This is a genomic window from Flavobacterium sp. AED, assembly GCF_000812945.1.
GTDB lineage: Bacteria > Bacteroidota > Bacteroidia > Flavobacteriales > Flavobacteriaceae > Flavobacterium.
Map to the genome: position 1 here is coordinate 637,401 of NZ_JSYM01000001.1, position 25,439 is coordinate 662,839.

The following is a 25,439-nucleotide window of genomic DNA, read 5'->3' on the forward strand; positions in this document are numbered from 1 at the left end:
TATTTGCTATTGTCCTCGAATAAAATAAGAAACTAAATTCAAATCATAAATTAAGAATGATTAAATTAAAAAAATATGCTGCAATAGACATCGGTTCAAATGCGATGCGTCTATTGGTTGTAAACATAGTTGAACAAGAAGGAAAAGAACCACAATTTAATAAAAGTTCCCTTGTACGTGTACCAATTCGTTTGGGACAAGATGCTTTTACGGTAGGTGAAATTTCTCAAGAGAATATGGAAAGAATGTGTGACGCCATGAAAGCATTTAATCTATTAATGAAAGTGCATAAAGTAGAACGTTATATGGCATTTGCAACTTCGGCGATGCGTGAAGCCTATAATGGCAAAGAAGTTGTGGCAATGATTAAGAAAAAAGCAGATATCAAAATAGAAATCATCGATGGGAAAAAGGAAGCAGCAATAATCGCTTCTACTGATTTGCATCATTTATTAAAAACTGATCAAACGTATCTTTTTGTGGATGTTGGTGGTGGGAGTACTGAATTTACCTTGTTTTCTAATGGTAAGATGATAAATTCCAGATCATTCAAAGCGGGAACAGTTCGGTTGTTGAATGATATGGTTTGTGATGTTGTTTGGGATGAAATTGAAAAATGGATAAAAACAAATACTCTAGAATATGATGAAGTTACTTTGATAGGTTCTGGGGGAAACATTAACAAACTTTTTAAAATGTCTGGGAAAATTCAGGAAAAACCTTTGTCTTATATTTATATGAATTCCCAGTATGCTTTCTTGAATTCTCTTTCTTACGAACAAAGAATTTCAGAATTAGGATTGAATCCAGATCGTGCCGATGTAATTCTTCCAGCGACCAGAATTTATCTAAATGCGATGAAATGGAGTGGAGCTAGAAATATATATGTACCTAAAATTGGACTTTCGGATGGTATAGTAAAAGCCATGTATTACGGTAAAATATAAATTTTAAAATGAATAAAAATAGACTTGAAGCTTTTAGTGATGGAGTTTTGGCTATCATAATTACCATTATGATACTGGAAATAAAAGTTCCAGAAGGAGAAAATTTTAGCGATTTGCTATCCCTTTTCCCTAAATTTATAAGCTACATATTGAGTTTTGTTTATGTAGGCATATACTGGAATAATCATCATCACATGCTGCAAAGTGTTACTAAAGTAAATGGTAAAATTCTTTGGGCAAATCTTCATTTGTTATTTTGGTTGTCACTAATTCCAGTTTCTACAGGATGGATGGGGGAACATAATTTTGCTAAAGCTACCATTACATTGTATGGAGTAATTCTGTTTTTCGCAGCAGTAGCCTTTTGGTTTCTTCAAAATATAATTATATCTAGTGAAGGAGAAAATTCTATATTGGCAAAAGCACTTGGAAAAAATTTTAAAGGGAAAATATCAAACCTTTTGTACCTAAGCGCAATAGTAATTTCCTTTTTTTATGAAATGCTAGCTGCTTCAATTTATATTATAGTAGCAATAATTTGGCTAGTGCCTGATAAAAGAATTGAAAAAGTTATCAATTCAAAGGAATGAGATAATTTTTTATTGCATAAGATTATACATCTAAATCTAATCCAAATGTTGTTCGTAAGAGTTCAATATTTGGATTTATTTCAAGAAGCCTGTTGTATCGGTCTTGGTCATTAAAGCTTCTTTTGATTTCAACACTTTCATTTACAATAACGTCTATAGTAATATCATGATTGTGTAAATGACCTTTCAAATGCCCTAAAAGTCCATTCAATTCTTTTTCAAAATCCAATTTAGAACCTTCATTTGGCAATTCAATCGTGATGGCAGTTCCGTTTAATTTAGGATCGTTGATAAGTAATAACGATTCCATAATTTTATATCCTTTGTCCCCTAAACGTTGTGCATATTTATTCCAATACAATAACATTTCCGTTTCGGTAAAAGATTCCGTTGGCAAATGAACAGCTTCTTTTACTATTCCTTTATTGCTTTCTTCTAATGCTTTTTTTGCACGAATACTAGCTAATGAAAAAGCAGAAACCTTTGGTTCATTATATTGTGGAATGTCAATTTTTACTGCAGGAGTTGGAACTGGAATTGCAGGGGTACTAACTATAGCTTCCGGCTCTTTTTCTTGAACTGTCGCTGCAATTAGAGTGTTTGCACTACTTTCTACTTTAGCTTTTGGACTTTCTACAATTGAGTAATCGTTCTTTCTAAAATAAGTAGGAGGAATTATAAATTGCTCAACTTTTTTTTTTCTCCATCAAAAGTGATAGAGGCAAGTTGCATCAGACAAAGTTCAACAAGAAGTCGTTGATTTTGACTCAGTTTGTATTTTAAATCACAATCATTTGCAATTTCGATTCCTTTTAAAAGAAAGTCTTGGCTGCATTTTTGTGCTTGCACGCCATACATTTGTTGCGCTTGTTCTCCAACTTCTAATAAAGATAAAGTAGAAGGTGTTTTAGAAACCAATAAATCTCTAAAATGGGAAGCTAATCCGGATACAAAATGATGCGCATCAAATCCTTTGGCAAGGATTTCATTGAAAGCGATTAATAAATCTGGGATTTTATTTTCCAGAATCAAATCAGTTACATTGATGTATGTTTCGTAATCCAAAACATTTAAATTCTCCGTAACGGCTTGACGTGTTAAATCTTTTCCGCAAAAAGAAACTACTCGGTCAAAAATAGACAAAGCATCACGCATCGCTCCATCCGCTTTTTGTGCAATAATATGCAAAGCATCATCTTCGAAATTTACACCTTGGCTGGTGGCAACTTCGGCAAGATGTTCTTTGGCATCTTTTACAGTAATTCTTTTGAAATCAAATATCTGACAACGAGAAAGTATCGTTGGAATAATTTTATGTTTTTCGGTCGTGGCCAATATAAAAATGGCATGCTTTGGCGGTTCTTCCAGTGTTTTCAAGAAAGCATTGAAAGCTGCCGAAGACAACATGTGTACCTCATCAATAATATACACTTTGTATTGTCCCGTTTGTGGCGGAATACGGACTTGGTCAATTAAATTCCTGATATCATCAACAGAATTGTTTGAAGCAGCATCTAATTCGAAAACATTAAAAGCGAAATCTTCATTTGGATCATCATATCCTGGCTGATTAATTTTTCGGGCCAGAATACGGGCGCAAGTTGTTTTACCAACCCCACGAGGTCCTGTAAATAATAGGGCAGAAGCAAGGTGATTGCTTTCTATGGCATTCAATAAAGTATTGGTAATGGCTTTTTGCCCTACAACATCTTTAAATGTTTGAGGACGATATTTACGTGCCGATACTACAAATTGTTCCATAGAATTTTTATTCGAAAGCAAATATAGGTTTTAATTTAATGATGGAAAAATTTGCAGCTTGAAAGATTTTATAATTTTTCAAATGGTTTTTAGTTCCCAAATTCCCTAGCCCAGATAAAAGTGGAAATCCTTGTGAGCCGGGGTTCGGCGAATAAGATTGCAGCGGATAGCTGGAAATTGCTCCTAATAAATTGTAATTTCAAAAATATCAAATATTTCGAAATCTGATAGGATTGTTAACTAAGAACGGTTCTTGATGAATTCGAAAGTTTTAAACCAGATAGTTGATATTCAGGTACTCCTTTTTGTTGTATCAATACTTTGAATTTCATTCCCATATCGATCAGTAATCTATAATTAATAAGTGATTCTTGCATGGCCAATGCCAAATTATTTGAGTTGTTATTTAAAATTGAATTTTGATATTCTTTGATACCCAGTGCCAATAAAAATTGTGCCTGATCCACGATTCCACAACTATCCATTCCGAATTGCGAACCCCAATGCGATATTGCTGAAAAGTTGATGTGCGTTGTTATGTCTTGTTGTCCAATAAATTGATATGGATTGTCGTTTTTGTGGTGTTTGTAATAGCATAAAAGCGTACCGAAACTCCTACGACTGTTGTATAATTCAGATGATAATGAACCATAATCGATGGTAATTACATACCCTTTTTGTAAATATTGAGAAACTTCCTTAATCCAAGATACGGCCTCCAAATTAATTTCGGTGCGAAATCCTTCTGGCAATTGTACTTTTAATGCAGTTAAATAATCGGTGAGTTCTTTTTTTGCAGGTTTCAGAATTTCAATAAATTCCTCTTTATAGTCTACGAACACTTCTTTAAGTTCTTTTTCCATAATTACCTGATGAATGGAGAAATTATCAATCAATTCATTGGATAAAATACAGCCGTTTATTTCAGGAATATCTTGAATGGAGTTATACCAGTTTACTTTTTCATGCAAGTGTTTCTTTTGTATTTCCCGCATGCTGGCACTTTTCTCGATAATGCAATAGGTTACGTTTTTATATAAAGAGTTATTATTCTTGAGATAGTCTAAAATATCATGACACAATAATCCTGTACCGGCACCATATTCAACAATTTTAAAAGGTTTTTTTTCTAAGTTTAGCCACATTTCTTCTATTTGGCGCGCAATCATAGCTCCAAAAGCGGCAGTAAGATTGGCACTGGTGTAAAAGTCACCGTCCGCCCCAATCTTGTTTTGAGCAGAATTATAATATCCCAATTCCGGATAATATAATGCCATCTCCATAAAATCCCGAAAAGATATTGGACCTTCTTTTTTGATTCGTTCTATTATTATTTCGGAAAGCAACATGGGATTTATAAATTAAATCATGAAGTTTTTCTGATAAATAAATTACAAATAGCCTTTATAAAACTAAAAAAAGAGGCCGAAATAAACCAAATATATTTTTATTTGTTTCTTCCTTTAATGCTGATTTCATTCAAAACTCTTGCCGCATCATTCTCTGAATTTGCCGCAAAACCAGCTACAAAAACTCCTTTTTTACCGGAACTGGATTTTATACCGTAAACAGTTGCTTCATCATCAGGACTACTATCTCCTTCGTATCGATAGATGTGTTCGATTTCATAGCGATGTGGGTTTTTGATAATGTCTTCCTCATGAAGATTAAAATCAAACGTAAATCCCATTTCACTCAAGTCATCTAAGGCTTTAGAAACACTGGCATAATGATATATGTTTGACATAATAGTAGATTTATGGTTAATGCTTAAAGGTAACTATTTTATTATGAATTCATTGTCAAAGAGTTGTTAAAGTAAATAATCTAAAACCAAAATAAAGGATTATAATGTTGTAAATTCGCACCGCAGACCGCCTTATCGTCGTTTTGAGCAATCAAAAGGGAGGAAAGTCCGGACACCATAGGGAAGCATAACGGGTAACGCCCGTCGGGTTGAGCAATCAATTCAGGACAAGTGCAACAGAAAGTATGTACAGGTAATGCTGTAGTGAAACCAGGTAAACTCTATGCGGTGAAATATCAAGTATATCAGCATTTAAGGGCTTCTCGTCCGTTGTTGAAGGGTAGATAGCTTGAGTCCCGTAGTAATACGGGATCTAGATAAATGATAAGGCTCCGATTTATCGGGGACAGAATCCGGCTTATAGGTCTGCATTTTTTTATTTTTTTGCCGCAAAGGCGCAAAAACACTACCTTTTTTTCTCTCCTTTTTATACTTTATATTTTTAGAATTATTTGCCAATAACTCAATTTCTTTGAGCCTTCGTACCTTTGTGGCAAGTTTGATTAATTATCTTTGTGGTTCACTTTGAATATTGATTTATAATAGACTTATACTATGAGAACAAGAATAGGAATTTTAGGATTGGGTGGAGTAGGTGGTTATTTCGGAGGATTATTGGCCAAAGCTTACCTTGATTCTGATACAATAGAAATCATATTTATTGCTCGTGGTGAAACCCAAAAAATAATAGCCCAAAATGGATTAAAAATTATTTCTGATACTAATGAAGTTATTGTTTTTCCAAATTTAGTTTCTAACGATCCAGAAGAAATAGGGGGACTGGATTACCTTATTTGCGCTACTAAAACCTATGATATCGAATCCAGTTTTGAATCTATAAAAAACTGTATTACTCCAGATACGGTAATTTTTCCTTTATATAATGGTGTTGATGCTACGGAACGCATACAATCGTTATTTCCTAAAACTACCGTATTACAAGGTTGTGTTTACATTGTTTCGATGATTGAATCGCCAGGGATTATCAAGAAAATTGGTCACTATGAAAAATTATTTTTTGGCTCAAAAACTGCGTCAATTTCAAAATTAAATCAATTGCAATCCATTTTCGAAAAGGCTGCTATCGAAAGTTATCTAGTTGAAAACATCGAAGAAACGGTTTGGGAAAAATTTATTTTTATTTCAGCCTTGGCTTCGGCTACTTCGTATTTGAATCAGAATATTGGAGGAATTTTAAAGAATCCTGCTAACAAATCAATTTATATTTCATTGCTAAATGAGATTAGTGCAGTCGCTGCCGCAAAAGAATTAGCGATGCCAAATGATATTATTGCACAAACGATTGTCAAACTGGAAAAATCTCCGCAAGATGCCACTTCATCGATGCACAGGGATTTGTTGGCTGGTAGAAATACCGAAGTAGTTTCCTTGACAGAATATGTGGTAAAGGAAGGTTTAAAATACGGTGTTGCAACACCAATATATCAAATGATTTTAGAGAAGTTGATGGGATAAAAAGAAATTTTAGTTTTCAATCTTAAATTCTAACCCAATATTCCGAACGCTTTCAATACTGATTCGAGAATCATCTTTGAAATATTTTCGAATTTTACTGATATAGACATCCATGCTTCTTCCCGAAAAGAAATCGTCATTGCCCCAAATCGCTTTTAGGATTTGTTCTCTTTTTATCATTTGATTTTTATAGATGTAAAAAAAATGAATGAGAGCCGCTTCTTTCTCTGTAAGTTGTTGTATTTTAATACTGTTTTTTAAGGACAGACGTTTCGTGTCGAATACATAAGAACCAATTGGCAATTCATCTATTTTTGAAAAAAGAGTTTGTTTTTGTTGACTTCTTTTTAAGATATTATTCAATCGTAAAACAAGTTCTTCCGCCTCAAAAGGTTTAGCAATATAATCATCGGCACCTAATTTTAATCCAATGATTTTGTCCTCTTTTAGCTTTCTTGCCGTTAGAAAAATGAAAGGAATTTCAGGATTGATTTTGATGATTTTTTCGGCAAGAGTAAACCCATCCATTTTTGGCATCATGACATCAAAAACACAAATATCAAAGGTCTCCGATTGGAAAATAACCAATGCTTCTTCTCCGTTTTGTGCCCAAGTTACTTCATACTCATACAACTCTAAATATTGTTTTAGAACACTTGCAAAATCAAAATCGTCTTCGGCTAAAAGTATTTTTTTCAATTGTGAATATATTAGACTTTAAACATAATAGTAAAAACAGCGCCTTTTCCTAAATCACTGATAACCGCGACTGAACCTTGATGTGCTTTTATAATTTGATTTACATAATAAAGTCCTAATCCCAGTCCCTTAGTATCATGCAAATTGCCTTGCTCAACTCTATAAAATTTATCAAATAATAAAGAATGCTTATTTTTAGCAATCCCAATTCCATTGTCTTTAATACTGATGTTAAATTGGTTTTGGATTAATTCTGTTTTAATGGTGATAGTGGTGCTGCCATATTTCACTGCATTTTCAAGTACATTTTGAATGGCAGTTGTTAAATGGAATTGGTCTAATGACAAAGTTGTTTTTGAAGTATTGAAGTCTGTTATGAGATTGATTTTAGGGTTTGAAATTTTGAAATCTCCAATAATTGTGTTCAAAAAAATATCCGAATCAATTGCTTCTTTTCGTAATTCAATTTCGTTTTCACCCAATGAATTTGACATTACTTGGTCAATCAAATTTTGCAAACGATTATTTTGACGTGTAATTGTATGAAGAATAGTGTTGAATTGGACTTCATTGTCCCGAATGTCTTTTCGTTCCAATATTTTAGTGGAAATCCCCAAAGTGGTCAATGGTGTTTTGAGTTCGTGGGTGATGTTATTGATAAAATCAGTTTTAACATCATTTACCTTTTTTTGTTTTATTAATGCTTTGATAGCTATTACGAAAAGAGTGATTAAGGTTAGAATTGAAAGTAGGGATAAAAATAAAACCATTCTCATTCTTTTTAGAATTATGGTTTCCCAATCCATTACAGAAACATACATAGAATCTTCAGTAAGCAATTTATAATCCTGCATTTGTGAAGAGCCACTGGTTGTTCCAACATAATTTCGGACTAAAAAGGCATTATCCAAAGAAGCTAAATTTCCATATAATTTATTTTTTATAAGTGGTTTTTCTGAAAAAATAGTGTCTGTTTTTTTTCGACTGTTATAAATGATAAACTTGTTAAGGACAATGGCAAAATCTATTAAGATATTTGGAATTTCTCTTTCAAATTTAAGCTGTAATTTTCGGGTCAATTCGCCTCTGAATTGATTTTGAAGCAAAGCACTTTTAATTTTAAATTTGGTTTTTTTATCACGAATATAATGCTCCGCTAACTGTTTATAAAGCAAGTCTTTTTTGTTGACAATCGTCGAATCAATATCGCTATAATCATTTGAAATAGTAGCAATTTCCTCTTTAATTTCCGAATGAAACTGAGCCACTTTATAATCGTAAGTTGTTTTTACCAAATAACATTGCACAACCGATAACGCTATCAAAGCGATGACAGAAAACGCAATTAATAAATTGATTCGTTGTTTCATTTGTTAAAAAATACAATTCAAAAATAAGTCTTTTATTATTCAATTTAGTCATTAACCTCGCATTAACCTTCGATTAACTTATGTAGTGTGTATTTAGAAGCATTTTTGCAATGTTTTGAACATAATTACAATTTTACATGAAAAGAACCACTGGAATTAAATATAGCATCATTGCAATTTGTCTCTTTATATCAGGATTTGGATATGGACAAAGCGGAACTCCAAAAGACAGTATTTCTACCAAATTAAACGAAGTAATTGTAAGTGGCCAAAGTAAATTGTTTACCAACAAAAATGGAAATATTAAAGTTGACATCGCCAATTCTATTTATAATTCAATTCCTAATACAATAGATTTATTGGCAAAATTACCCAATATTCAAGTTAGTGCTGATAAGGAAAACATTACGATTATAGGAAAAGGAAATCCTTTGATTTACATCGATAATCAAAAAGTAGGAATGAATGATTTGAATACCTTATCAGTTGATGCAATTAAAACTATTGAAATTATTAATAATCCATCTTCTAAATATGAAGCATCGGGAAGAGCAGTTATTTTAATTACCAGAAAGTTTAGTAAAAAAGAGGGTTTCCAAACTACTTTATCTGAAGTGGCATCTTTTAAAAAACATTTCAATAATTATTTAGGAATTAATTCGAGTTTAAAGAAAAACAAATTCGAGTTTAAAGCTAATTTTAACTACAATCAAATTAAAGTTTGGGAAAGTAACGGCAATGATTTTGAGATTCCATCGAATGCTATTATTTCAAATTATTTGGTTACAGCAGTTACGAAACGACCACAATTTATTTTTGGAGGTGGTGTTTTCTATAAAATTAATGAAGATGATTATTTGTCTTTAAATTTTAACAGAAGAACTCAAAAAGACATTTTTAATATTATAACTGATACCTATAATGAGCAGCAAAGTACAATTAATACAGTCAATACTTTTAATGCTAATGACGAATATAGAAACTTTTCTAATGGATTTTTAAACTACAATCATAAAATAAAAAGTATCGATGGGGTTTTATTTTCGGGTTTTCAATATTCTAAGTTCAATCAGGAAGTTGCCAGCATAATTTCTAATAATTATAATAATACCGGTTTTCAACTATCACAAAATAGAAATCAAAAAATAAGTATTGGAGTTTTTTCGGGAAGATCTGATTTCGAAAAAGAGTTTAAAAATAAAATGAAGTTGGAACTTGGAACACTTTACCTTCAGGCAAATTCTAACACTAACTTTTTAGTAGAAAATGTAAATCCAAGCAGTACAATAAATTCAGATTATAAATATATAGAAAAGAACATTGCTATTTATTCCCAACTTTCCGGAAGCATCAAAAAAGTAAATTATTCCTTTGGTTTGAGAGCGGAAAATACCATTGCAAAAGGGAAATATCAATCAGAAAAGGCTTTATTAATCGATAAAAATTACATCAATCTATTTCCAAAAGCTACAGTCGAAATTCCGATAGACAGTACAAATACAATTAATTTCAATTATGCTAAAAGTATTTTAAGACCTAACTTTTCGACTACAAGTCAAGTTTCAGCATATATAAATCCCTATTTTGTTTGGTCTAATAATATCAATCTGGATCCAACAATTACGGATGAAGTTGCTTTAAGTTATCAGTATAAAGACAAATCGGTAAAAGTGAGCTATAACAAAATTAACAATCCGGTTTATTACGGTTCTTCTTATGATACTTCTCAAAACATATTGACTTTCAAAACCACAAATTTTCAGAAAGAAACCAGTTTTAATTTAGAATTTACGCTTCCATTTAAACATAAATTTTGGACAACAACCAATACTTTAAATTTTTCCTTGAGTAAAATTGAAGATAAGCAAGCCATTTTAAATGATGTCAAACCATATTTATATTACTATTCTAATCATTCGTTCCAATTGCCAAAAGGAATAAAAGTAGCATTAACAGGTTGGGGTTTGACAAGACAACAGCAAGGAGTTTTTGAAAGAAGTGCTTTGTTTACAATGAATTTTGCAGTTTCTAAAACGCTCTTTAAACACTTTGATTGTGCAATAAATTATAATGATATTTTCAGGCAAATGAAATTTTATGAAAATTTTACTATTAACAATATATCCGCAAAAGGAATTTATTATACCGATTCAAATTTAGTTTCCTTTTCAGTAAAATATTCCTTTGGAAAAATAAAAAACACTGAATTTAAGGAGAAAAATATTGATGAAAACTCGAGTAGAATTCGATAGATTAAATTTTTTGGACTTAATAAAAACAGAAAAGCTCTTGTTATTACAAGAGCTTTTCTGTTTAATATATTATCGAAATTATTCTTCTTCACCATCGTTTTGGTCTGATTCACTTTCAGAATCTTCTTTATCACCAGAACCAATTTCGAAGAAACTAAAAATAGAACCTCCGTAACTTTTTTGGAACGAAAAGTGAATCATGTGATCTAGTTTGGTATATTTTGAATGTTCGATTACCATCATTCCTTCTTCATTAAGCAATTCTTTTTCGAAAACTAATAAGATAATTTTCTCGAAAGTCTTTTGATCTAATGCATAAGGTGGGTCAGCAAAAATAATATCATAAGACGTTTTGCATCTTTCTAAATAGGTAAAAACATCACTTTTGGTAGCTGCAATATTAAAATCATATTCGGCTGCGACTTGCTTAATGAATTTTACACAACCAAAATCACCATCAACAGAGGTAATCGGCGTGCTTCCTCTGGAGGCAAATTCGTAACTGATATTTCCGGTTCCGGAGAATAAATCTAATATTTTTAGTCCTTCAAAACTGAAATGGTTGTTCAAAACATTGAATAATGCTTCTTTAGACATATCGGTAGTGGGACGAACGGGTAAGCCTTTTGGTGGAAAAATGCGTCTTCCTTTGTATTTTCCTGAAATGATTCTCATGAGTTGAAAAGTATAAAATGATTTCTGTTTTCGGCCTCAGAAAAATAATTGTTCCATCGCAAATCTTCCACATCTATGAGGGAAACGTTACGAATGTATTTGTAAGCGATTTTAAAATAATCACTTTCGGCATCAATATTTCCGATTAATTCCAATGGGAAGTTTTCGGGATTTAAATTCAATTGTTCGGCAGTAAATAAGATGTAATACAAGAAATCTTCTGGCGTGTTGTAATCAAAAGAATTGAAAAGCAATAATTTTTGGTTCTGAACCACAATGATTTCAAAATGACCAGAATTGATGTGAATGAACATCTTTTTCTCATCCTTATTTTTGGAGGCAACCAAAAGTTTCGAAACCAAAATACTATTGGCATGCTTGTAATCAAAAGAACCAAATTGGTCAATAAAAAAATTATTGATATTCACATACGGAATATAAACCGCATTCATTTGATAGTTTGGAATTTCATCAAAAGCAAAAAAATCAGTTTCAAAAACCTTGGTATTGTATTGCAAATAACTTCCTAAAAAGTTCTCATCAAAAAGAGCTGTGGGAACAAAAGTAGAAAGATTATTATTGTGAATAACTAAAATTTCATCATACGAATCCTTTAATTCCGGATAATCCCGAAATGCATCACCAAACAATTCTTCAATTTTTGTGGCTTTATGAAACGTATCAAAATGCACTTCGTTAAATGAAGTTACGGTATTGTTTAGCGTGTCAAAACAACAAAAAGAAAGCCCAGTCAAGGAAACTTGAATGGACAGTTTTTTATATTTTTTTTCGGTGATGTTCGTATTTTGTATTGACATAATTTGATTTTCAATCCATTTCTACCTTATATATAGTACAAGAATTAAATGCGGTCACAAACTTACAATTTTTTTTGATTCTAATGCCAATTTATGCGATTGCCTCGATTTTCATACTTATATTTGATGTTCATTTATAGCAATCAACTTCACATGAATTCCTCCTTGTTTTACAGTCTTTTACAAAGAAAATTTCCTTTTCAGCCCACTTATAAACAAGATATTTTTTTTCAAAAAATCGCTATTTTTTTAACCGAAGCCGATAATAAGACCATTTTCGTCTTAAAAGGATATGCAGGAACTGGAAAAACAACCGTTATTTCTACGATTGTAAATAGTTTATTGGACATCAATAAAAAATATGTCTTGTTGGCGCCAACTGGTCGTGCAGCAAAAGTGATTGCTAATTATTCGAACAAACCTGCTTTTACGATTCATAAAAAAATCTACTTTCCCAAGAAATCTTCCGGTGGTGGCGTTTCGTTTACGTTGCAACAAAACAAACACAAGAATACGATTTTCATAGTCGATGAAGCTTCGATGATTTCGGATACCAATTCCGATTCTAAGTTATATGAAAACGGTTCTTTATTGGATGATTTGATTTCGTATGTATATTCGGGAACTAATTGCAAAATGATATTATTGGGTGATACCGCTCAGTTGCCTCCGGTGAATTTGGATATTAGTCCCGCTTTGGACATTCGTACTTTGGGAATGAATTATGATAAGGAAATAGAACATATCGAATTGGACGAAGTCATGCGTCAGGAAGAAAGTTCCGGGATTTTGCATAACGCAACCGAACTTCGGGAGTTATTGAAAGATTCCTTTATCGATGAATTCAAATTTGATATCAAAAAATTTAAAGATATTGTTCGGTTGACCGATGGGTATGATATTCAGGATGCCATCAATTCCGCCTACAGTAATTACAGTATTGAAGATACCGCTTTTATTGTTCGTTCCAATAAAAGAGCGAATCAATATAATGAGCAAATCAGAACTAAAATCCTCGATAAAGAAAGCGAACTCTCAACCGGAGATTTCTTGATGGTGGTAAAGAACAATTATTTTTGGTTGAAAGATTCTGATGAGGCGGGTTTTATTGCCAATGGTGATATTATCGAAATATTGGAAATTTTCAATATCAAAGAATTATATGGTTTTAAGTTTGCCAAAGTAAAAATACGAATGATTGATTATCCCAATCAGATTCCGTTTGAAACGGTATTGTTAATGGACACCATAAAAAGCGAATCGCCATCTTTAACCTATGAAGAATCCAACCGATTGTATCAGGAAGTCTTGAAAGATTACGAAGGCGAAACCAAATTCCAAAAATTCCAAAAAGTAAAAGCCAACGAATATTTCAACGGTTTACAAGTGAAATTCTCGTATGCAATTACGTGTCATAAATCACAAGGTGGACAATGGAATACTGTTTTTATAGAACAACCGTATTTACCGGATGGAATTAATAGAGATTACATTCGCTGGTTGTACACTGCAATGACCCGAGCAAAAAATAAATTATATTTGATAGGCTTTAAGGATGAAAATTTTGTAGAGTAATTTTTTTAAAAAATATTGAAATGAATACATTAAACGACTTACATAAAATTTCAGGTTCTTTTTCGAATACCGAAAAAATGCCGGTGCTGTTTTTAGGACATGGAAGTCCGATGAACGCGATTGAGGAAAATCAGTTTGTGACTGGTTTTCGAAACTTGGCTAAAACTTTACCGCAACCGAATGCCATTTTGTGTATTTCGGCGCATTGGTTTACCAAAGGAACCAAAGTTACCGCAATGGAAATGCCAAGAACGATTCACGACTTTGGAGGTTTTCCGCAAGCGTTATTTGATGTGCAATATCCAGCGAAAGGAAGTCCTGAATTAGCGATAGACACCAAACAATTATTGTCGCCGGTAGAAGTAGAGCTAGACGAACATTGGGGTTTGGATCACGGTGCTTGGAGTGTCATTAAACATTTATATCCCGAAGCGAATGTTCCCGTAATTCAGTTGAGTATTGATTATACAAAATCCGGGCAATACCATTTTGAGTTGGCTCAGAAATTAAGTGCGTTGCGTACCAAAGGAATCCTGATTGTAGGCAGCGGAAATATTGTGCATAATTTAAGATTGGTCGATTATCATAATTTCGATAAAGACAATTACGGGTACGATTGGGCAATTGAAGCAAAGGAAACAATAAACAATTATTTAATGGATGGAAATTTTCAACCATTGATTGATTTTGAAAAACAAAACAAAGCATTTCAATTAGCGATTCCTACGCCAGAACATTATTTACCTTTAATATACACGCTGGGATTAAAAGGAAAATCCGAAGAGCTGAGTTTGTTTAATGATAAGTTATTGGCGGGTTCTTTGAGTATGACTTCGATGAAGATTATGTAGGATATTTTTGTGAGAATAAATCTCACTTATTAATTTGTTGATATTATAATAATGAATTAGTGGTTAGTTAAAAAAATAACAATGAAGAAAATAATTTGTTTACTACTTCTAATTTCTTTTAAAATATCATACTGTCAAAATATAAAACCGAATGATATAGAAATTAAAATTTTGAAAATCGATAAATTACAACAACAAAGTAAATTAGAGATTTTAGGAATTGATGATATGAAAACTTGCGGTGGAAATTTAATAGGGTATTTTTATAATAACAAATTAGTGCTTTTAATTTCTCAAAATGGTGGAGAGACTGGAACAATAACAAATAAATATTATCTTGAGAACAATAAAATAATAAAAATTGAGAATTTGGAATATTATGCATTTATGAATAATAATTCAAATGCTCACACATCAAAGACAAAAAAAATTATAGAAAAAAAAGAGTTTTACTTTACTCCTAAAATATTTATTAAAAAGAGTTTTAAGAAAGAAAAAATAATTACTTATTCTGATGAACAAATAATTACTTGTGGAAAAAATATGATTAAATTATTGAATGAAAGAAAAACAATAAACTAAATATTACTATTATCATTAACAATAAAACCAACCTTCAAAACAATTATTGTGAAAATACAAGACGATAAAAAATTAGATAATCCAGTTTGGTTTTCGGTATCAGAAACGCATCAAAGTTTTGCTGTAGATTATGGCAGTGTAAAATTCTATCATCCGGATTATTGTCCGTTTGGTGGTTTTGAAAAAGCAAATGCGATTGTAAAGTCTATCGATGAATATTCTGAGATGGTTGATAGTTTTTTTATTGTTGGAGAAAAGCCTGAACTTTCAAATCTATTAAAGTTAAATAAAGAATTGGTTTGCTTTCAAATGATTGTTTACAATCCAATCGATATTGTAATTAATGATACAATCGTAAAACTCACAGAGGAACATATTGATGCTTTATATGAGTTGGTGAATTTGGTCCAACCGGGATATTTTAAAAGGAAAACCGCTTTATTAGGTAATTATTACGGAATTTTCAAAAATGAGGAACTTGTTGCCGTGACAGGTGAGCGCATGCAAATGAATGATTTTATTGAAGTCAGCGCTGTAGTTACACATCCCAATCATACCGGAAAAGGATACGCTAAACAATTAGTTGCTCATGTTGTAAATGAAGTTTTCAACCAAAATAAAACTCCTTTTTTACATGTGATTGAAGATAATCGTGGAGCAATACAATTGTATGAGAAATTGGGTTTTACAATTAGACGAAAAATTAGTTTTTGGAATATCACAAAGTAAACTTAGGTTGATAATTAAGAACAATTTTGTAAATCCTAAAAACATACTAACTTAGCGCTTTAGCAATTCCATATAAAAATGAAAATAATAGCAGTCATTCCCGCCCGTTACGCTTCGACCCGATTTCCCGCTAAACTAATGCAGGATTTAGGTGGCAAAACGGTCATTTTAAGAACCTATGAAGCAGCCATAAACATGCAATTGTTTGATGATGTTTTTGTGGTAACCGATTCCGATTTAATTTATGATGAAATCGTTTCTCATGGTGGAAAAGCCATTCGAAGCATCAAAGAACATGAATCGGGGAGTGATCGAATTGCGGAAGCAGTCGAAAATCTGGATGTTGATATTGTAATCAATGTACAAGGTGACGAACCATTTATTGATGCAGAACCTTTGGCAAAAGTGATTGAAGTTTTTAAAAATGATTTGGATAAAAAAGTGGATTTAGCTTCGTTGATGCGTGAAATTACAAATGAAGACGATATTAATAATCCCAATAATGTAAAAGTCGTGGTGGATCAAAACGGATTCGCTTTGTACTTTTCACGTTCGGTAATTCCATATCCAAGAGAGAAAAATGTGGGCGTTCGTTATATGCAACACATCGGGATTTATGCCTTTAGAAAACAAGCCTTATTGGATTTTTACAGTTTACCGATGAAATCATTGGAAGCATCCGAAAAACTGGAGCAATTACGCTATTTAGAATTTGGAAAACGAATCAAAATGGTCGAAACCACTCATGTTGGAATCGGAATTGATACTCCGGAAGATTTAGAAAAAGCAAGAAAAATGCTTTAAGAATAACCATGAATTCACGAATTTTTTTAAACTTTATTTGGAAAATTACGTGAATTCGAGGTATAATAGTTTGTTAGCATTTACTAAATCATTCCTTTTATTGTTATAAATAAATCCTCATTTAAAGGTATTGTTATAAAATTTTAAATAGTCAATAAAATGTAGTAGTTTTAGCCTAACTAATTTATTGACTTATGAAAAAAATAATGCTCCATCTTATTCTTTTGGGATCCATTTATGGACATGCACAAATGAAAGCAGATGATGTAAAAACGTTTACTCTTACAAACGGAATGAAGTTTCTGGTTGTGGAAGATTTCTCTATTCCAAATGCCAATATGTATTTGTTTTATAAGGTGGGAAGCCGAAACGAATACCAAGGCATCACTGGACTTTCCCATTTTTTTGAACACATGATGTTCAATGGAGCTAAAAAATATGGTCCCAAACTCTTTGACCAAACTATGGAATTTAACGGGGGCGCTAATAATGCCTATACTACTGAAAATGTTACGGTATATTCTAACTGGTTTCCAGCATCAGCATCTGAAGTTATATTTGATCTTGAAGGCGATAGAATTTCCAGTTTGAGCATTGATCCTACTATGGTAGAAAGTGAAAGAGGTGTGGTTTTAAGTGAGCGTCGTACCGGCCTTGAAAATTCTCCATGGCGTCTATTGTCACAGTCTATGCAGGCGACTGCTTTTCAGGAACATCCGTACCATTGGCCCGTTATAGGCTATGAAGATGATATGAAAAACTGGACCCAACAAGATTTGGAACGCTATTTTAAAACCTATTATGCTCCAAATAACTGCGTAGTTGTAGTTTCTGGTGCTATCAAAATGGAGAAAGTGAAGGAATTTGCTAAAAAATATCTTGAAATTATTCCGGCACAACCTGCTCCGCCTAAAGTTCATATTGTAGAGCCTGCCCAAACAGGGGAACGTAGAATAGTTGTTAAAAAAGAAGTGGCCACTCCATACCTAATGATTGGCTATCATACACCAGAGTCAAAAAATGCGGATTATTATGCATTGAATATTCTTAGTTCAGTTCTTTCAAGTGGAAATTCATCACGATTGTATGCTTCACTCGTAGATCAAAAACAATTGGCTACTCAAGTATTTACTGATTTTGGAGATAGTTTTGATCCTAAACTTTTCAATTTCTATGCTGTTGCCAATAAAGATGTTAAAGAGACTGATTTAGAGCAAGCGATTTATATTGAAATTGAAAAAATAAAAAAGGATGGCATCAGTGAAACAGAACTTCAGAAAATAAAAAATCAGAAACTGATGGAATTTTACTCCCAAGTAGAAACTATCGATGGAAAGTCTAATAATATAGGTACTTACGAAGTGTTTTTTGGAGATTATAGAAAAATGTTTGACGCACCAGCCAACTATAATAAAATTAACGTAGCTGATGTGCAAAATGTTGCAAAAAAATATTTTACAAAAAGTAACAGAACCGTAGGTGTATTAAAAACAAATGTAGAAGATTAACTTTATGAAACAGATCAACCAAAAACTCATGATATTCTGCCTACTGGTGATTACTAGTATGAACCTATCAGCGCAGAACTTTAAATTACCAAGTTACACTACTTTTAAATTGCCAAACGGACTTACTGTTAACCTTATGGAACAACACGATGTCCCCGTTATCAGCGTTTCAGTAATTCTTCCAGCCGGTGCAATCTATGACTATAATAAAGCTGGTTTAGCATCATTGACTGCTACAGCACTTAAACATGGTACTAAAAACTTCACGAAGATAAAATTAGATGAAGAATTGGATTTTATAGGAGCTGATGTAAATACGTATGCTTCAAAAGAATTTTCTGGGCTTTCTTCGAAATTTGCAGCTAAGGATAAAGAAAAAGTACTCGGTATCATTAAAGAAATACTATTGAATCCAGTTTTTGATGCTTCCGAGTTTGAAAAAGAGAAAAGCCGTTTATTAGTTACATTGGAACAACAAAAAGAAAGTCCAAGATCAGTAATAGGAGCCTATTTTGATTCCCTTTTGTACGGAAATCATGCCTATGGAAATACTATAAATGGAAGTAATACAACGGTTAGCAAATTAACAGTCAATGATGTTAAAGATTTTTATAAAACAAATTATAAACCGAATAATGCTGTTATAAGTGTTGTTGGGGATTTTGTTTCGAATGAAATGAAAGCTAAACTAACCAAGTTGTTTTCGGGTTGGGAAAAATCAGCAAAGGACGAAGAAAATCCAGCATCAAAAATGATTAACATTCCTACCGAAAATAAGGTATTGTTAGTGAATAAAGGAGATGCCAAGGAGACAACATTTTATATTGGTGCACCAGGTGTGAATCGAAATAATCCAGATTATGTAGCTATTGATGTAGTTAACACCTTATTTGGAGGACGTTTTACTTCCATGTTAAACGATGAACTAAGAGTAAATTCTGGGTTGACTTATGGAGCTTCAAGTAGATTTAATGCTTTAAAGAATGGAGGTTCTTTTGTGATTAGCACTTTTACTGCTGTTAAAACGACGGAGCCAGCAATTGATAAAGCTTTGGAAGTATTAAATAAATTGCATACAAACGGTATTGATGAAAAAGCATTGAGTTCTGCCAAAAACTATGTGAAAGGACAGTTCCCTCCACGATATGAAACTACAGATCAATTAGCGAACTTACTATCTCAAATGTTTTGGTATAATTTTGATAAATCGTTTATCGATAATTTTGAAAAAAATGTTGATAGCTTAGATTTGGCAAAAGCAAACCAAATTATTGCTAAATATTTTCCTAAGGATAAGTTGCAATTTGTATTAGTAGGAAAATCAGAAGATATTAAAAAGATTGCTGAAAAATATGGAAAAGTGACTGAACTGGAAATAAAAGATGATATAAAGAAAGTGAATTAAGAAAATAAAAATAGGGGATTAGGTTTCCCTATTTTTTTGAAATAAATTTATATTTGAAAAAAAACGCAGATTCACGGATTTAATTAACAATCTATGAATCTGCGTTTGTATTTAATAGTAGCAGTTTTTATTTTAATTTTTCAATTACGATTAATTCATTGTGTATTTCAATTCGGGGTATGGTTCTTATTTTGAATTGATTTTCATAAAATTCAGAAACATATTTTTGATTTCTTATATTTTGTGTTTCATTCAAAATCATCGTATTGAAAAGAATGAAACCTCGACTTTTTAAAAGAAAGCAGATGCGGTTGATGAAAAAGGTTTCAAATAAAAAATTGGGCATTGCAGTATCTTGGAAGATATCAATTATAATCAAATCGTATTTATTTTTGGTTTTCAAAACAAATTCAAAGGCATCTTCAATAACAATATCAAGTTGGGGTATTTTATCTAAGGCAAAATATTTATTAGCTACCTTAATTATATCGGAATCAATTTCAACTCCGGTTATTTTTCCTTTAAATTTAATTTCATCAACTAATGTTTTAATAACGCTGCCTCCGGCTACTCCTAAAACAAGAATATGTTCCATAGCCGCTATTTTTTCAAAGCCAATGTTTTTTAATCCTATCCTTAAAATACGTTGTAGACTTCCATACGAATAATTGGCATTTTCAGAATCTAAAACTAACTCTCCATTTGCCCAAGTCACTTCGATTGATTTACTCAATGAAGATTTTGATTGATAAATTTTTATTGGAATGAGGTAACTGAATATTTTTTTAATCATTTGTGACAGTTTTACTCAAAACATATTTGAGCTGTAATACTATTTAACGTAAGATATTTCTAGTTATTATTAAAGCTAATTACTAATACTTCACAAAAGTAAAATAACCAAGTAAACTAATTCTTATAAATTACTTTTTCGACTTTGTACAAATATATTGATTATTCCAGTATTGTTATACATTATGATGCGGTCAAATGTATATTAATTACTTAATGGAATAAAATAAAATTACATGATTTTAAAGCAAAAAAAATACCTAAAACAACAAGTGATTTAGGTATTTTCGAACTAAATTGAAAATATTTATTTGAACAGCTTAAACTACTGTATTTTTTAAAATTCCGATTCCTTCAATCTCCAGTTCCACAACATCTCCAGGTTCTAAAGGGCGGTGAACTGAAAAATTATTTTCTATCAAACTTCCCCAACCTACAGTACCAGACCCTAAGATATCGCCAGGCATAAGATTTACATTGTTTTCTGAGGCGCGTTCCATCATTTGTGGAAAAGTCCAATGAACGGTTTTATAGTTTCCTTCGCATATTGTTTCTCCATTAATTCTTGAAGTCATTTTAATATCAAAACGATCAGTTGTGCTTTTTGGCATAGCCAAATGTTCTGGATGCAATTCCCTTGAAATACTGCAACGGTATTTTTCAAACTCATCTTTGGTAACGATGCAAGGTCCAATGGCATTAGCGAAATCCTTTCCTTTATGTGGGCCAAGTGGTACAGTCATTTCATGTTTTTGGATGGCGCGGGCAGTCCAGTCATTAAAAACCGTGTAACCAAAAATATAATCATCAGCATTTTCGGCTTTAATGTCTTTTCCTTTCTTACCAATTATGACAGCCATTTCTAATTCGATGTCGAGCTTAGTTTCATTATCAGGACGAAGAATGTTATCTTCAGGTCCATAAATAGCTTGATGGTTTGTGAAATAAAAAATAGGTATTTCATACCAAGCTGCTCCAACCGTATGACCGAAAGATTTGGATGCATTAAGCATGTGTTGTTCAAAACCTATATAATCTCTAAAACTTCTTGGATTTGGTAAAGGAGCCAAAAGGGTTACTTCTTCTAATGTATAGTGTGGAGGAACAGCTTCTAAATTGTTGTTTTTTATAATTTTATAATAATCTTCATGGTCATCAATAAAACTCAACATATCATTAGGCAATCGTTGATCTGCTTTTTGCATTTCAACCACGCCATTATCTTTAAGCCAACCAATGTTAGTTTGCCCTTTATTATTCTTAAAAGTTACTAATTTCATTTTTATTTTTTTAAATAGGTTGTGCCAACATTCCAGTAGTTTTCCCCATAGTAGCACCAATATTTGCGTTTTCAGGCAATTTTTGACCAGAAAACTCCATTAATTCCCATTCTCCTAATTTTTCAGAACTTTCAACAACCATTTTACAGCGATCGTATCTTCGTTTCATAAATCTTGTGAATATAGCTTGTGCACCATCTTGTTTTTTTATTTCTTCGGCTAATACCACCGCATCTTCAATAGCCAATGCTGCGCCTGATCCTAATTGCGGAATCGTTGCATGGGCAGCATCACCAATAATAATAACATTTCCTTTATGCCAAGGTGCTGGAAGATTCAAAGTCTCTAATGGTCTATAGTTTACCAATTTTGGATCGACTACCTGATCGATTAACTCTTGTATCATAGGAATAGGATATTCTTCCATATATGACTGTAGCTTTGGAATCATTTGATCCTCTTTAATAAAAGGATTGTCAGCTCCTTCTGCAGAAACTACAAAGACGTAGCAACTGTCTTCGGTCATAGGAATTATTCCTAATTTACTTTTTTTACCAAAATAGATGTATCCTGTATCTAAATCCTTAGGTCTTTTAAAAGCATAGCGCCAGTTAGATAATCCAACATAGTTGGGTTTTGATTCCCCAAAAATTAAGTTTCTAACTTTAGAGTTTATACCGTCTCCACCAATAAGAAGATCATAACTGCCAGTTGTTCCGTCTGAAAAAACAATGTCAACACCATCTTCTTTATCTGTAATTGAATCTACTGTAAGACCCAAGCGGTATTTTACACCTAGTTCAATACTGCGTTCTAATAATATATCATGTAAAACTCTGCGTGAAATTCCATTATGACTTGGAAAACGCCCAATAGGATCTGTACCGGCTTCAGCGATTTGATGGCCAGTTGCTGTACACATTTTTACTTTTGGATAAGGTGATCCTCTTCTTAGGGCTTCATCAGCAACACCTAAGGCATCTAACGCTCTTAGGGCATTTGCTTGTTGTATAATACCTACACCATAGACATCGAATTTAGGTAGTATTTCAGCAATCTCGACTTCTATACCAATTTGTCTTAATGCAATACCTGCAGACTGACCGCCGATACCACCACCAACAATAAGGACCTTCTCTATAGTTTTCATATTATAAGTTGTTTGAGATTAATACTATTCTTTTAACTTTTTGGCTACCCAATCATACATATTGAAAGTTCGGGTAAAATCGTCTACGCAACAATGTTGAGAACCACTTTCTTCTTTTGGAATTACTTCTAAAACATGTTCACAAATTAAAGCTTTATCTACATTATAAGCATGTTCAACAAAGTTTTGACGGTCATCACCACCATGAAGAATATACGTTGGCATGGATATCTTTTCAGCGATTCCATTTTCAAGTGTATAGCCTTTTAATTTTTCAAGAACTTCTTCAAAGCTTGCTGCGTCCATAATATGCATCACTATTTCTGCCAATGGATGTTTTGCATTTCGACCAGCCCATACTTGGTAATACGACCATACAGCACCAAATATCATGCAAACTTTGAAACGGGGCTCAAATGCGGCACAACGCGCTGCCATATATCCTCCCATGGATACTGCACCAATACCAATACTAGTGGTGTCTACGTGATCTTTTAGGTTGGCTAAGGACCAATCTAAAACAGCTGTTCCAGCCACTTCGTAATCAAAACGCGAATGAATATGATTTAGTCTTAATGAAGCTCCTTGACCAGGTCCATCCATAGCCAAAAGTGCAATGCCTCTTTCGTTAAGATGTTGCGATATACCAAAATATAATTCTTCAGCTAAGCTATCTAAGCCTCCAAACATTATCATCATTGGAGGGTTCTTAACTCCTTCCGGAGCAAATAAATACCCAGGTAAAAAAGCCCCTTCAAAAGGCACTTCTACTTGTAAAGGTTTGTTTTTGAAGTATTTAATAGCTCTAATAAAAGCTTCTCTAGCTTTTAAATAAGTCGATAGTTTTCTGTCATCTCCAAGCTCCATAAAGAACTCAGCAGTACGTAAATAGTTGAATGCTCTTAGGTAGGTACGACTTGCAGAAATGAACGAATTATTAATTTCGAAATTTTCTCCAAGATCATAAACTTGCTCCCCTTTTTTTAACCAAGCGATATTGAAGCTCTCTCTATTAGATGGATCAATTTCGCTAGCAACTTCTAGTATTTCAGCAAATTCTCCACCGCCATAATGCGCTTGAGTTAATGCTCTGTTCACTTGATAGGAGGGCATATATTGCCCCGGAAAATAATGCCACATAGCTTTGTTTTTTTTAATTTTGTTTGTAGTGTTATTCTAAATTGAAAACACCCTTTTCATTTTATTATAAATAGGAATAACTTAATTATACCAATTTATACATCTGCAGGTTTTACAACACCGTCTGTTAATCCTAATTTTTTACCTTTTGCCATTTCTGCAAATGGATTTGCTGAACCCCAAGCATCATTTGGATTATCTTTTAAATAATGAACATCTAAATGATCCGGCGCAAAAACTAAACGGGCACAAGCATAAAATTCAAATAAGATTCCACTTCCAGGATCAACGATATAAATAAAGAATCCCTCATCTGCTTTATGACGCGTAGGCGCTCCCATAACACTTTTATATCCTTTTTCAATAAAATAATCTAAGGCTAATAAAACTTCTTCACGGCTGTCTACGTTCCAACAAATATGATTTAAAACTGCTTCGTTTTCGTCAATATTTGGATCTGAGAAAATAGCAATATCGTGAGAAAGATTTCCAATAGTCCATAAACCACCAATAGGCGGAATTTCATCAGCAATACGTATTTCGTCAGGATTGTTTAATCCTAAGCCTTGCCAAAATTTCTTTTCATCGGCATATTTTCCTTTGGCAACCATATAGGTTACGTGGTCCAATCGGCGTGGATTAGCTCCTTTAAGACGATTACTGGAGTATCGGTCAGCATAAATACTACCTCTTTCTCCTTCTTCTTTCAACCAAACTACATCCCAAAAGACTTCATGAATATGACCTTCCGGAGATTTAAAACGATAGGCTTTTCCATGTCCCAAATCGCCATCGTCCCAGCCAATACCAGCTCCAATACTCTCTAAATAAGTTACTACTTCTTCTAAAGCTTCTGGACTATCAGCACGCCAGCCTAAATGTCCTAAACCTGATTTTTCACTTTGTGTAAGTTTTAAGGTATGATGAAAATAATCTCCCCAAGCTCTTAAATATACAGAGTTTTTCTCTCTTCCTGTTTCATCCATTCCTACTACATCGCGAAAAAATTCTACAGATTTGTTTAAATCTGTAGTTAAAACTTCTACGTGAGCTAATTGTGAAAAATAATGTGGATTCTTTGCCATTTTTATTTTTATTTATTGGTTTTTTTATAGTATGTGTAATTTATTTTACAAAAATAAAATGATTTATAAATGTGAGTGAATCAATTATATTCTATTGCTATTCAAAATCAATTATTTTTGATTTCTTGTGCGCTTATTATGCT

General features: G+C 32.5%; 24 protein-coding genes and 1 other RNA gene. 12 read left to right on the top strand and 13 right to left on the bottom strand.

Features of this window, described 5'->3' with window-relative positions:
- Positions 1–56 precede the first annotated feature (56 nt).
- Positions 57–947, top strand: a complete 891-nt coding sequence (locus OA85_RS02900) for a Ppx/GppA phosphatase family protein (RefSeq protein WP_039108000.1) — start codon at positions 57–59, stop codon at positions 945–947.
- Positions 948–955: 8 nt separating this feature from the next.
- Entirely contained in the window at positions 956–1,537 is a 582-nt protein-coding gene (locus tag OA85_RS02905) for a TMEM175 family protein (protein ID WP_039108001.1), read from the top strand.
- A 22-nt stretch (positions 1,538–1,559) separates the two neighbouring features.
- On the opposite strand, the gene OA85_RS02910 is transcribed toward OA85_RS02905, so the two are convergent.
- From OA85_RS02910 to OA85_RS02925, 4 genes are all read right to left on the bottom strand, one after another.
- Positions 1,560–1,934 (bottom strand): DNA polymerase III, encoded by a 375-nt coding sequence (locus tag OA85_RS02910; protein ID WP_231557071.1) that lies wholly within the window; start codon positions 1,932–1,934, stop codon positions 1,560–1,562.
- A gap of 278 nt (positions 1,935–2,212) precedes the next feature.
- Positions 2,213–3,298 carry a DNA polymerase III subunit gamma/tau gene (gene dnaX / locus OA85_RS02915; protein WP_039108003.1) on the bottom strand — a complete coding sequence of 362 codons (1,086 nt, stop codon included), beginning with the start codon at positions 3,296–3,298 and terminating at the stop codon, positions 2,213–2,215.
- A gap of 236 nt (positions 3,299–3,534) precedes the next feature.
- Positions 3,535–4,647: a class I SAM-dependent methyltransferase gene (locus OA85_RS02920; protein ID WP_039108004.1), complete on the bottom strand. Its 1,113-nt coding sequence runs from the start codon at positions 4,645–4,647 to the stop codon at positions 3,535–3,537.
- A gap of 98 nt (positions 4,648–4,745) precedes the next feature.
- Positions 4,746–5,045: a hypothetical protein gene (locus OA85_RS02925; protein ID WP_039108005.1), complete on the bottom strand. Its 300-nt coding sequence runs from the start codon at positions 5,043–5,045 to the stop codon at positions 4,746–4,748.
- Positions 5,046–5,164: 119 nt separating this feature from the next.
- Here OA85_RS02925 and rnpB point away from each other — a divergent pair.
- Positions 5,165–5,482: RNase P RNA component class A (gene rnpB, locus OA85_RS17000), an RNA gene on the top strand.
- 178 nt (positions 5,483–5,660) lie between these two features.
- A complete protein-coding gene (locus tag OA85_RS02930) occupies positions 5,661–6,581 on the top strand; it encodes a ketopantoate reductase family protein (protein ID WP_039108006.1) in 921 nt (306 codons plus the stop codon).
- A gap of 9 nt (positions 6,582–6,590) precedes the next feature.
- Here the strand turns inward: OA85_RS02930 and OA85_RS02935 are convergent, their stop codons facing one another.
- Both OA85_RS02935 and OA85_RS02940 read right to left on the bottom strand, forming a co-directional pair.
- Positions 6,591–7,280, bottom strand: coding sequence for a response regulator transcription factor (locus tag OA85_RS02935; protein ID WP_039108007.1), 690 nt, complete (start codon positions 7,278–7,280; stop codon positions 6,591–6,593).
- An 11-nt stretch (positions 7,281–7,291) separates the two neighbouring features.
- A complete protein-coding gene (locus OA85_RS02940) occupies positions 7,292–8,650 on the bottom strand; it encodes a sensor histidine kinase KdpD (RefSeq protein ID WP_039108008.1) in 1,359 nt (452 codons plus the stop codon).
- A gap of 137 nt (positions 8,651–8,787) precedes the next feature.
- Here OA85_RS02940 and OA85_RS02945 point away from each other — a divergent pair, with 137 nt between their 5' ends.
- Positions 8,788–10,902 (top strand): outer membrane beta-barrel family protein, encoded by a 2,115-nt coding sequence (locus OA85_RS02945; protein WP_039108010.1) that lies wholly within the window; start codon positions 8,788–8,790, stop codon positions 10,900–10,902.
- A gap of 78 nt (positions 10,903–10,980) precedes the next feature.
- On the opposite strand, the gene OA85_RS02950 is transcribed toward OA85_RS02945, so the two are convergent.
- On the bottom strand, positions 10,981–11,577 hold the full coding sequence (locus OA85_RS02950) for an RsmD family RNA methyltransferase (RefSeq protein WP_039108011.1): 597 nt from the start codon (positions 11,575–11,577) through the stop codon (positions 10,981–10,983).
- Positions 11,574–12,395, bottom strand: a complete 822-nt coding sequence (locus OA85_RS02955) for a DUF3822 family protein (protein WP_039108012.1) — start codon at positions 12,393–12,395, stop codon at positions 11,574–11,576. The genes OA85_RS02950 and OA85_RS02955 overlap by 4 nt, the downstream gene beginning before the upstream one ends.
- A gap of 153 nt (positions 12,396–12,548) precedes the next feature.
- Between OA85_RS02955 and OA85_RS02960 the strand changes: the two genes are divergently transcribed.
- From OA85_RS02960 to OA85_RS02990, 7 genes are all read left to right on the top strand, one after another.
- Positions 12,549–13,970, top strand: coding sequence for an ATP-dependent RecD-like DNA helicase (locus OA85_RS02960; protein WP_039108013.1), 1,422 nt, complete (start codon positions 12,549–12,551; stop codon positions 13,968–13,970).
- A gap of 20 nt (positions 13,971–13,990) precedes the next feature.
- Positions 13,991–14,821 carry a 4,5-DOPA dioxygenase extradiol gene (gene ygiD / locus OA85_RS02965; RefSeq protein ID WP_039108014.1) on the top strand — a complete coding sequence of 277 codons (831 nt, stop codon included), beginning with the start codon at positions 13,991–13,993 and terminating at the stop codon, positions 14,819–14,821.
- Positions 14,822–14,902: 81 nt separating this feature from the next.
- A complete protein-coding gene (locus OA85_RS02970) occupies positions 14,903–15,403 on the top strand; it encodes a hypothetical protein (protein ID WP_039108015.1) in 501 nt (166 codons plus the stop codon).
- 48 nt (positions 15,404–15,451) lie between these two features.
- On the top strand, positions 15,452–16,132 hold the full coding sequence (locus OA85_RS02975; RefSeq protein WP_156129404.1) for a GNAT family N-acetyltransferase: 681 nt from the start codon (positions 15,452–15,454) through the stop codon (positions 16,130–16,132).
- 78 nt (positions 16,133–16,210) lie between these two features.
- Positions 16,211–16,936: a 3-deoxy-manno-octulosonate cytidylyltransferase gene (gene kdsB, locus OA85_RS02980; RefSeq protein WP_039108016.1), complete on the top strand. Its 726-nt coding sequence runs from the start codon at positions 16,211–16,213 to the stop codon at positions 16,934–16,936.
- Between the two features lie 194 nt (positions 16,937–17,130).
- A complete protein-coding gene (locus tag OA85_RS02985) occupies positions 17,131–18,444 on the top strand; it encodes a pitrilysin family protein (RefSeq protein ID WP_039108017.1) in 1,314 nt (437 codons plus the stop codon).
- Positions 18,445–18,448: 4 nt separating this feature from the next.
- Positions 18,449–19,849 carry a pitrilysin family protein gene (locus OA85_RS02990; RefSeq protein ID WP_039108018.1) on the top strand — a complete coding sequence of 467 codons (1,401 nt, stop codon included), beginning with the start codon at positions 18,449–18,451 and terminating at the stop codon, positions 19,847–19,849.
- A gap of 127 nt (positions 19,850–19,976) precedes the next feature.
- On the opposite strand, the gene OA85_RS02995 is transcribed toward OA85_RS02990, so the two are convergent.
- The 5 genes from OA85_RS02995 to OA85_RS03015 form a co-directional block, all read right to left on the bottom strand.
- Positions 19,977–20,642 carry a spermidine synthase gene (locus tag OA85_RS02995; protein ID WP_039108019.1) on the bottom strand — a complete coding sequence of 222 codons (666 nt, stop codon included), beginning with the start codon at positions 20,640–20,642 and terminating at the stop codon, positions 19,977–19,979.
- Between the two features lie 319 nt (positions 20,643–20,961).
- Positions 20,962–21,921 carry a fumarylacetoacetate hydrolase family protein gene (locus OA85_RS03000; protein WP_039108020.1) on the bottom strand — a complete coding sequence of 320 codons (960 nt, stop codon included), beginning with the start codon at positions 21,919–21,921 and terminating at the stop codon, positions 20,962–20,964.
- A 10-nt stretch (positions 21,922–21,931) separates the two neighbouring features.
- Entirely contained in the window at positions 21,932–23,071 is a 1,140-nt protein-coding gene (locus OA85_RS03005) for an FAD-dependent monooxygenase (protein ID WP_039108021.1), read from the bottom strand.
- A gap of 24 nt (positions 23,072–23,095) precedes the next feature.
- Entirely contained in the window at positions 23,096–24,211 is a 1,116-nt protein-coding gene (locus OA85_RS03010; protein ID WP_039108022.1) for a S9 family peptidase, read from the bottom strand.
- Between the two features lie 95 nt (positions 24,212–24,306).
- On the bottom strand, positions 24,307–25,296 hold the full coding sequence (locus OA85_RS03015; protein ID WP_039108023.1) for a VOC family protein: 990 nt from the start codon (positions 25,294–25,296) through the stop codon (positions 24,307–24,309).
- Positions 25,297–25,439 lie beyond the last annotated feature (143 nt).